Annotated in this window: 4 protein-coding genes and 1 pseudogene; 4 read left to right on the top strand and 1 reads right to left on the bottom strand. The window is 70.3% G+C overall.

The window, feature by feature from the left end; all coding sequences use genetic code 11:
* Positions 1 to 130: 130 nt before the first annotated feature.
* Positions 131 to 3700 (top strand): DEAD/DEAH box helicase, encoded by a 3570-nt coding sequence (locus tag HUA78_RS22080; protein WP_174477082.1) that lies wholly within the window; start codon positions 131 to 133, stop codon positions 3698 to 3700.
* A gap of 81 nt (positions 3701 to 3781) precedes the next feature.
* Here HUA78_RS22080 and lon read toward each other — a convergent pair whose 3' ends face one another.
* On the bottom strand, positions 3782 to 6271 hold the full coding sequence (lon, locus tag HUA78_RS22085) for an endopeptidase La (protein WP_141647087.1): 2490 nt from the start codon (positions 6269 to 6271) through the stop codon (positions 3782 to 3784).
* 259 nt (positions 6272 to 6530) lie between these two features.
* On the opposite strand from lon, the gene HUA78_RS22090 reads away from it, so the two are divergent.
* From HUA78_RS22090 to HUA78_RS22100, 3 genes and pseudogenes are all read left to right on the top strand, one after another.
* A complete protein-coding gene (locus HUA78_RS22090; protein ID WP_174477083.1) occupies positions 6531 to 7745 on the top strand; it encodes a vWA domain-containing protein in 1215 nt (404 codons plus the stop codon).
* Between the two features lie 171 nt (positions 7746 to 7916).
* Positions 7917 to 8792: an ImuA family protein gene (locus HUA78_RS22095; RefSeq protein ID WP_174477084.1), complete on the top strand. Its 876-nt coding sequence runs from the start codon at positions 7917 to 7919 to the stop codon at positions 8790 to 8792.
* A gap of 6 nt (positions 8793 to 8798) precedes the next feature.
* A pseudogene (locus HUA78_RS22100) lies at positions 8799 to 9515 on the top strand (DNA polymerase Y family protein); the annotation flags it as partial.

Below are 9515 nucleotides of genomic sequence, written 5' to 3' on the forward strand. Positions count from 1 at the left end.
AAGGGAGCGTCGTTCCGCAGTGTGCCGTGGAAGGGCAGGAAAGCGGAAGTCGTGGAAGGAGGGTTGCCTGCCTGTCCGCCTCGCCGTGGCGCTTGCGTTTCCCCGCCGCTTCGCGAAGAAGCGAAGGGCCATGTCCGTGGAGCGCCCGCAGCCTGTTCCCTCGTCTGTCCCACACTTCGCCACGGAGGGCGCACTGCGGTCCTGGTTGCGGGAGCAGGGCATCGAGCATCTGTCCCGCTTGAGCCTCACGGTGTTGACGCCCCTGGTGGACGCCGCGCTGTTGCCCCAGGCCCGTCCAGCGACCGCGCGCCGCCGCCTGGTGGAGATGCTCAGCGAGGAGGCGCGGACCCGCTGGAGCCAGGAGTCCCTCCCATCTCCGAAGATGAAGGAGCTGCTCCCGCTTCTCGCATGGCGCTTCGTGGAAGAGGAGCGGCGGAACGCGGAGCAGACCCGGGCCTCGCTCCCCGAGCGCCTCGCGCCCCCTCAGGACGTTCGCACGCACCGGGTCCACGGCCTGCTGCTGGACCTCCGCTCCCGCGCGCCCGGCACCGTCGCTCCGCGTCCCACGAGCGCGCTGAGTCGCGACGCGCTCCAGCTCGACCCCGAGCTCCCGGGCTTCCGCTTCCGTGAGACGCGCTGCTCGGAGCTGCCCTACGGCGCGCAGATGGGGTTCATCCTCCCCGAGGCGAGCCTGACCTTCACGCCCACCTCCGTGCAGGCCGATTGCACCTGTGGCGCGCCGCCCTGTGTCCATCTGCTCGCGGCCATCGACACGGTGCTGCTGTGGCTGCGCCAACCCTGGACGGAGGGCTTCGGCGAGACGCTCGATGAGCTGGTGCGGCCGGGGTGGGACCGCACGCTCCGGGCGCTGGAGCGCGCGCTCGATGAGGGGCTCGGAAGCGGCTCGGGCGTGGAGGTCTCCTGGCGCGTCGACGTCATCGAGGGCTACGGCGTGGAGGTGCATCCGTACGTGCACCGGCGCACCAAGAAGGGCCAGCGCTCGACGGGGGCGAAGGTGAGCCGGCGCAAGCTGCTGCAAGAGCACGGCGCGCAGCTGTCCTCCCTCGACGCGCGCCTTGCGTCCTTGCTCCCGGACAACGATGGGCCCGCCTCGCGCGCGCTGCTCGTTGAGTTGGTGGAGCATCCCCGGCTCTACCAGGAGGGGACGCAGGACCTGCTGGTCCAGGTCGAGCGCGCCAAGGTGGGCATCGTCGCGGTGGAGCGGGGTGGGGCGGTCGTCGTCACCGCGGGAGTGGAGGGCGCGACGTTGTCCGCGTCGATGGTGGACCGCGTGCGCAAGTCGAAGCCCGAGGAGGCCCTCTTCCTCTGGGACGAGGGCGCGCGTCGGCTCACGCTCCTGGACGTGGGCCCGGAGGTCCGCGCGCTCGTCACGGTGCTCCAGCGCCACGGCAACGTCTTCCCGCCGGAGAGCCATGGCGTGCTGCTGGAGAAGCTGGCGAAGCTGGCCGTGCGCCTGCCCGTGGCCCTGCCTCGCGGAGTCATGGGTGAGCGCGTCCCCGTGCTCCAGCTCCCGGTGCTGCGGCTCGAAATCGAGCCGGGCGGCGCGGTGCGCGTGGACCTGCGCGTGCGTGCCCTCCCGGACAGCGCCTCCTTCATCCCTGGCGAGGGACCCCGGGATGTCTACGTGCGCCGTGGCAACGACGCGGTCCACACGGTGCGCGACTTCGTGAAGGAACTCGCGCTGGCCGAGTCGCTCCAGACGCGCCTGCCCTTCGGCCTCGCGGAGCCGCAGGTGATGCCTTTCTCCTATTCGTTCTCGGGAGTGCAGGGCGCGCTTGCACTGCTCGCCGCGTGTCAGGAGCTGGAGCCTGCTCCGGAGCTGGAGTGGTTGGGCTCGCCGCTGCGAATCGCGGCCCACCGTGGCGCCAGCGCGCTCCAGATTTCCGTCGAGCGCAAGCGGGACTGGTTTGGAATGCTCGGCGGGCTCGCGGTGCAGGGGGAGCGCGTGGAGCTGGCGCGGCTGCTCGATGCCGCGCGCCGCAAGGAGCGCTTCGTCCTGGTGAAGGACCAGACCTATGTGGAGGTCGAAGAGGCGCTGCGCCAGCACCTGGAGCGACTGGCGGACCATGCCCACCAGTCGCGGCACGGACTGGAAGTGGGCCCGGCCGCCGCGGAGTCCCTGTCCGCCCTGAGTGGCGCGGGGGCCGCGCTGGAAGCGGACAAGACCTGGCAAGGGCTCGTCCAGCGCATCTTCGCCGCGAAGGAGCTGAAGCCGAAGGTGCCCGCGACGCTGAAGACGGAGCTGCGCGACTATCAGGCGGAGGGCTTCCGTTGGCTCACGCGGCTGGCGTCATGGGGCGCGGGCGCGGTGCTGGCGGATGACATGGGCCTGGGCAAGACGGTGCAGGCCCTGGCCGTCCTGCTGGAGCGCGGCAAGCTGGGGCCCGCGCTGGTGCTGGCGCCCACCTCCGTGGCCTTCAACTGGATGGACGAGGCGAAGCGCTTCGCGCCCTCGCTGCGGATGCGGCTCTTCTCCGAGGCGGCGGACCGGGGCGGTCTGCTCGAACGGCTGGGGCCTCGGGACGTGCTCGTCATCAGCTATGGCCTGCTGACGCGCGACATCGGCCGGCTGTCCGAGCTGCGCTTCGCCACCATCGTCTTCGACGAGGCCCAGGCACTGAAGAACGCCGGCACGCATCGCTTCCGCGCCGCCAGGGCGCTCCAGGGAGACTTCAAGTTCGCCCTCTCCGGCACCCCGCTGGAGAATCACCTGGGCGAGCTGTGGAGCGTGTTCTCGCTCGTCTTCCCGGGGCTGCTCGGCAGTCACGAGGCGTTCCGCACCCGGTTCGCGATTCCCATCGAGCGACGGGTAGACCCGACGGCGGCCCCCGCGCTCGCTCGCGTGCTGCAACCCTTTCTGCTGCGCCGCACCAAGGCCCAGGTGGAGGCGCAGCTTCCCCCGCGCACCGACGTGCGTGTGCCCGTCGTGTTGTCCTCGGCGGAGTGGACGCTGTACGAGGACGCGCGACTGGCGGCCATCTCCTCGCTGGAGTCTCGTCCGGAGGTCATGCGCGAGCGGCGTGAGCGCGAGCACGAGCAGCGCTTCGAGGTGCTCGCGGCCCTCACCCGGCTGCGGCTGTTGGCCTCGCACCCGCGCCTCTATGACGCCGCGTCACGCGTGGAGTCCTCCAAGCTGGAGCGCTTCCTGGAGCTCGTCGAGGAGCTGCGCTCCGAGGGCCACCGCGCGCTGGTCTTCAGCCAGTTCACCTCGCACCTGGCGCTGGTGAGAGAGGTGCTGGACGCGCGGGGCATCACCTACGAATACCTGGACGGGCAGACGGCCCCCAGGGCCCGCGCGGAAGCGGTGAAGGCCTTCCAGGAGGGCACCGCGCCGCTGTTCCTCATCTCCCTCAAGGCCGGTGGCTTCGGCCTCAACCTCACCGCCGCGAACAGCGTCATCCACCTGGACCCCTGGTGGAACCCGGCCGTGGAGGACCAGGCCTCGGACCGCGCGCACCGCATCGGTCAGGAGCGTCCCGTCACCGTCTACCGGCTGGTGGCGCGCGGCACGATTGAAGAGCAGATGCTCTCCCTGCACGAGCACAAGCGCGCGCTCGTCGCGGACGTGCTCGAGGGCAAGGACGGCGCGGGCCGGCTCTCCACCCAGGAGCTGCTCGGCCTGCTCGCCCAGCGGCTCTCCGGGCCCGACGCGCAGGACACGCCTCCGACGCGGCACTGACGTCGCCGAGACCCGCAAAGACAACGGGCAGGTCCCTCGGAAGAGGAACCTGCCCGTGTCACATCTCAGCGGCCTGCGTGGTTAAGCGCGGACCTCGGGAGAGCTGGCGTCCGCGGCCTGGGGAGGCAGCGGCTCCTTGCCCGGCTCGCCACCCGGCGTCCCCGCCGACGACTTGAACGGCGACGTCTCCAGCGCGGCCTTGAGCACTTCGTCCATCTGCGTGACGAAGATGAACTCCAGCTCGTTCTTGGCCTGATCCGGCACGTCCACCAGGTCCTTGCGGCACCGCTCGGGCAGGATGACCCGCTTGATGCCCGCCCGGTGCGCCGCCAGCACCTTCTCCTTGATGCCACCCACCGGCAGGACCAGACCACGCAGCGTGGCCTCGCCCGTCATCGCCGTGTCGTGCCGCACCCGGATGCCCGTCAGGAGGCTGGTGAGCGCGGTGAGGATGGTGACGCCCGCGGAAGGACCATCCTTGGGGATGGAGCCCGCCGGGAAGTGCAGGTGCAGGTCCGTCTTCTCGAGGAAGTTGGAGCTGATGCCCAACTGCTCGGACTTGCTGCGCAGGTAGCTCAGCGCCGCCGTCGCGCTCTCCTTCATCACGTCGCCCAACTGGCCGGTGAGCGTCATGCCGCCCTTGCCCGCCATCTTGGTCGCCTCGATGAAGAGCAGGTCGCCACCCGCCGCCGTCCAGGCCAGGCCCGTGGCCACGCCCGGAACCTCCGTGCGCTCCGCGACCTCCGAGTAGAACATCTCGGGCCCGAGGACCTCCTTCACGCGCTCGGAGTCGATGGTCTGCTTGTCCATCTTCCCGCCCGCGACCTCCACCGCCACCGCGCGGCAGATGTCCGCGATGCGCCGCTCGAGGTTACGCACGCCCGCCTCGCGGGTGTACGAGGTGGTCAGCGTCAGCAACGCCTCGTCGGTGATCTCGATGTGATCCGCGCTGAGGCCGTGCTCCCTGAGCTGCTTGGGCACCAGGTGGATGCGCGCGATGCTCTGCTTCTCCTCGAACGTGTAGCCGGACAGCTCGATGATCTCCATGCGGTCGCGGAGCGGACCGGGGATGGGGTCGAGCTGGTTCGCCGTGGCGACGAACATCACCTTCGACAGGTCGAACGGCACGTCGAGGTAGTGGTCGCTGAACGTGTTGTTCTGCTCCGGATCCAGCACCTCGAGCAGCGCCGCGCTCGGGTCGCCACGGAAGTCCGCGCCGAGCTTGTCGATTTCGTCGAGCATCATGACCGGGTTCTTGGTGCCGGCCTTCTTCATGCTCTGGATGAAGCGGCCGGGCAGCGCGCCGACGTAGGTGCGCCGGTGGCCGCGGATCTCCGCCTCGTCACGCACGCCGCCCAGGGACAGGCGCACGAACTTGCGGCCCGTGGCCTTGGCCACGCTCTGACCCAGCGACGTCTTGCCGACGCCCGGAGGACCGACGAGGCACAGGATGGGCCCGCGCATGTCGTTCTTCAGCTTGCGCACCGCCAGGTACTCCAGGATGCGCTTCTTGACCTTCTTGATGCCGAAGTGGTCCTTGTCCAACTGCTGCCGGGCGTTCTCGATGTCGAGGTTGTCCTCGGACATCTTCGACCACGGCAGGTCGGCGATCCAATCCAGGTAGGTGCGCGCGACGGTGTACTCGCTGGAGGCCGCCGGAATGGTCTTCAGGCGGTTGAGCTCCTTGTTCGCCACCTTCTCCACGTCGGGAGGCAGGGCCGCCTTCTTCAGGCGCTCCTGGAGCTCGTCGAGCTCCTCTTCCTCCTCACCCATCTCCCCGAGCTCTTCCTTGATCGCCTTGAGCTGCTGGCGCAGGTAGTACTCGCGCTGGGTCTTCGACATCTCGCCCTTCACGGCGGAGTCGATCTTGTTGGAGAGCTTGAGGATCTCCCGCTTGCGGTTGAGCAGCTCGAGCACGAGCTTCATCCGCGCCTTGAGATCAACCGTCTCAAGGACGGCCTGCTTCTCCTCGATAGGCACGTCCACGTTGGCGGCGATCAGATCCGCCAGGTGGCCGGGGTGGGTGATGCTCTCCACCAGTTCGGTGGCGGCGGCCGGCAGCTCGGGCATCAGCTCGATGACCTCGCGCGCCAGCTTCTTGAGGTTGATGCCCAGGGCCTCCACCTCGACGTTTTCAGCGGAGGTCTTGTCCTCCACCGCGTCGACGCGGGCCTTGAGGTAGGGGGCTTCCTGGACCAGCTCCACCACCCGGAAACGGGCGAGTCCCTGCACCACGAGCGAGTAGTTGTCCTCGCCCATCTTGAGCAGCTTCACGATGCGGGCGACGGTGCCCATGGTGTAGAGGTCGGCGGCGCCCGGATCCTCTTCTTCGGCGCGGCGCTGCGTGACGACACCGATGACCTGGTCGTCGCGCACCGCGTCCTTGATCAGGGCAATGGTCTTCTGACGGCCGACGGCCAGAGGGAGTACGCCGCCGGGGAAGAAGACGCTGTTGCGCAGGGGCAGGATGGGGAGCACCTGCGGGATGTCTTCCTTGTTGATGAGCCCGGGAGGGGCCATCGCGGTGGGCATGGCGCTCGCGGCGGTGCCCTTCTTCTTCTCATCGGACATGAAGTTCGGCCTCTTCCTTCGTCTTCAAGCCCGGCCGTGCGAGCGGCCGAGCCGGTGAACATCTGTCGGTTTCTTGCGGCAGATGAACCAACGTAACAACCAAAACGCCCATGGCAAACGCCGTGTGCGATTTTCCACGTCCAAGTCGGATGCCAGACGCTGCACCTTGTCTCGCGTCCGGGCCTGGGGTGGGGCATGCTCGCCCCCCCAGCCCTGATGCGTCGCGCCGCCTGGGCGCGCCGCCTCCTAGGAGGCCGCCATGAAGTTGAAGCCCTGTGCCCCCCTGCTCCTCTTGCCGGCCCTCTGGGTGGCGTCCTGTACGTCGCCTGTCGACGAGGCGGGATCCACCCTTCCGGGCAAGTGTCAGAGCGAGTCCCCGGTGGTGGCTCCGCAGAAGACGGACATCCTCTTCGTCATCGACAACTCGGCCTCCATGGCCGAGGAGCAGGCCGGCATCGCCACCGAGCTGCCCGCGTTCATCAAGGCCCTCCAGGAGGGCGGCGGCGTGACGCAGGACTTCCGCGTGGGGGTGATCACCACGTCCGTCTACCGGCGGATCCTCTTCCAGGGTGTGGAGCAATACCGCGAATACCCCGCCGAGTCGGGACATCTCCAGGCTGTTCCGGAGGCGGATGGACAGCCCTCGGACGCGCGCTACATCGAGAGCACGGACGAGCACCTGCTGGAGCGCTTCCGTCGGCTGGTGCAGCAGGGCACGGCGGGCAGCGGGCAGGAGTCCCCCTTCGAGGCCGTGCGCCTGGCGGTCTCCGAGCCCCTGGCCAACACCTCCATCGGCGAGGGAGGCAACGGCGGCTTCCTTCGGGATGGGGCTCGGCTGCTGGTGGTCGTGGTGACGGACGAAGAGGACTGCAGCTCCAAGTCGCGTCCGCCTCCGGTCACCGTCCCGGATGACACGTCGGTGGACAAGTGCAGCGAGAACGCGGCGCTGCTGACGACGGTGGACGAGTACTTCGAATACTTCAGCTCGCTGCGGGACTCGAAGGGCGGGCGCCGCGAGGTACTCTGGGCCACGGTGGGACCGGTGGCGTTGAGCGACAAGCGGGCGGAGCTGGTGCTCGACGTCACGCCGCAGGGCACGTACGTGCGCAACGTGGACTGCCCCACGTCGTACGGGCCCGGGCATCGGCACCGGGCGATGGCGGAGAAGTTCGACACGAAGTTCGACAACCTGGATTCCATCTGCCGGGCGAGCTACCGGGACACGCTGCTGGGCATCGCCGAGCTGGCCGCGGTGGCGCAGAGCCTGGACGTGGTGAACCTGCCGGATCCGCGGCTGGCGCAGGTGGAGCTGACGCGCGCCGGGGGCACGGTGGAGCGGTGCTCGGTGGCCGCGGGCGACCTGACGTACGAGCCGTCCGGCGAGGAGCGCCCCGCGCGCATCTACTTCGGCGGCAGCTGCCTGCGCCGGGCGGATGACGAGAAGGTGGAAGTGAAGGTCATCTGCGCCGGATAGGACGTGCAGGGGCTTGAGATCCCTGGCCTCGGGCCAGTGGATCCGAGCCGGTGCGTCGTGTCGCCTCACCCATCGCCGTGCGTCCTGGGCGGGCGCACGTCAGACCCGTGAGCATACTGAACTGCCGTCCAGTCGGACGTTCGGTGTGCCGGGTTCCGGCGAGGAGGCGAGATGGGCGCGGCTTTGGAGCAGCGGGTGGGCCCGGCGGGCTCGGCGGGCTCGGTCGTGGACCAGCTCCGGGAGCGGATCCGCCAGTTGCAGGCGGCGCCCCGGCGCTACCTGTCCGTCCTTCGCACGGGGATGGAGGCGGTGGACGCGCTGCTGCCCTCGGGCGGCTTCCCGCTGGGACAGGCGGTGGAGCTGTGCGGAGAGGCGGCCTCCGGGCGGACCAGTCTGGCGCTGAGCGCGGTGGCGGCGGCGCACCGGGAGGAGCGGCTGTGCGCGTGGGTGGATGGGCCGCGTGAGCTCTATCCCCCGGCGGCCGCGGCGCAGGGCGTGGACCTGGAGCGGCTGCTCATCGTTCGTCCCAAGGCGCCCGAGCAGCGGGTATGGGCGGCGGTGCAGCTCGCCCGGAGTGGAGCCTTCGCCTGCGTGGTGCTGGACCTGACGCGAGGGGTGGGGGCGGCGGGGCGGTCTCCTCGGGTGGGGCTCGCGGAGGCGCGCAAGCTGGCGGACGCGGCGGAGCGGGGGGGCGGGCTGTTGTTGCTGCTCACCTCGCCGGACGCGCCGGCGGATGGAATGACTCGGCTGCGGACCGAGTCGGGGGATGGGGAGGGGTGGTCGGTGGAGGTGGTGCGCAGCCGGCGCGGTGGGACGGGGGCGCGGGCGGTGGTGCCGTGGAGCGCGCTGTATCCAGAGCTGGGGCTGGAGGGGGGCGGACGGTTGCTGGAGGTGGGGCCCTTGGATGCGGATGCCACGCCGGACTTCCTGAAGGAGGGGGCGTGGGTGGCGCGCAACGGCCTGGGGATCCAGGGCCAGCGGCCCGGGCGGGATGGCGCCATGCCGTCGCTGCGAGCGGGGCTGAGCGCGGCCTCGTCGACGCACTGAGGCCCCATGCGCAGGGCGTATCTTCACTTCACGCGCTTCCCGGTGCAGCGCAAGGTCATCGAGTGCCCGGAGCTGACGGGGCGGCCCTTCGTGCTGGTGGAGGAGTCGCGCGGCCAGCGGCGGGTGGCGGCGGCGTCGACGTCCGCGCTGAAGGCGGGGGTTCGGCCCGGGACGACGCTCACGGCGGCGACGGCGCTGGATCCGGAACTGCGGCACTTTCCCTATCGGCCGGAGGAGGAGGCGCGGGCGCTGGTGGCGTTGGGGGAGGCGCTCTTGTGCCTGGGGCCGGGCTTCCAGCTCTCCGCGCCGGATGGACTGTGGTTGGACGCGGGGGCGGCGCACCTGTCCGGAGGCGAGGAGGGGCTGTGCTCGCGGGCGTTGGCGCTGTGCTCGGAGCTGGGGTACCGGGCGCACGTGGCGGTGGCCTCGGAGGCGTTCACCTCGCGAGCGCTGGCGCGGTACGGGGCGCGGCGGGTGGAGGTGATTCCGCTGGGTGATTCGGCTCGGGCGCTGGCGCCGTTGCCGTTGGCCGCGCTGGAGGGGCGGGAGGGGGCGTCCTTCTCCGCGCTGGGGCTCACCACGCTGGGGGAGGTGGCGGCGTTGCCGGCGGGAGCGGTGGCCGCGCGCGGCGGGGCGAACGGGGCGCGGGTGCATGCGCGGTGCGGGGGCGCGGACGACACGCCCTTCGTGGCGGAGGTGCTGGAGGAGGTGCTGGAGGAGCGG

It is taken from the genome of Myxococcus sp. CA033, assembly GCF_013336625.1.
Taxonomy (GTDB): Bacteria; Myxococcota; Myxococcia; order Myxococcales; family Myxococcaceae; genus Myxococcus; species Myxococcus llanfairpwllgwyngyllgogerychwyrndrobwllllantysiliogogogochensis.

Bases quoted from the DNA above. Each gene is read 5' to 3' on its own strand.
- HUA78_RS22080 (WP_174477082.1), top strand. From the start codon at position 131: ATGTCCGTGGAGCGCCCGCAGCCTGTTCCCTCGTCTGTCCCACACTTC.
- lon (WP_141647087.1), bottom strand. From the start codon at position 6,271: ATGTCCGATGAGAAGAAGAAGGGCACCGCCGCGAGCGCCATGCCCACC.
- HUA78_RS22090 (WP_174477083.1), top strand. From the start codon at position 6,531: ATGAAGTTGAAGCCCTGTGCCCCCCTGCTCCTCTTGCCGGCCCTCTGG.
- HUA78_RS22095 (WP_174477084.1), top strand. From the start codon at position 7,917: ATGGGCGCGGCTTTGGAGCAGCGGGTGGGCCCGGCGGGCTCGGCGGGC.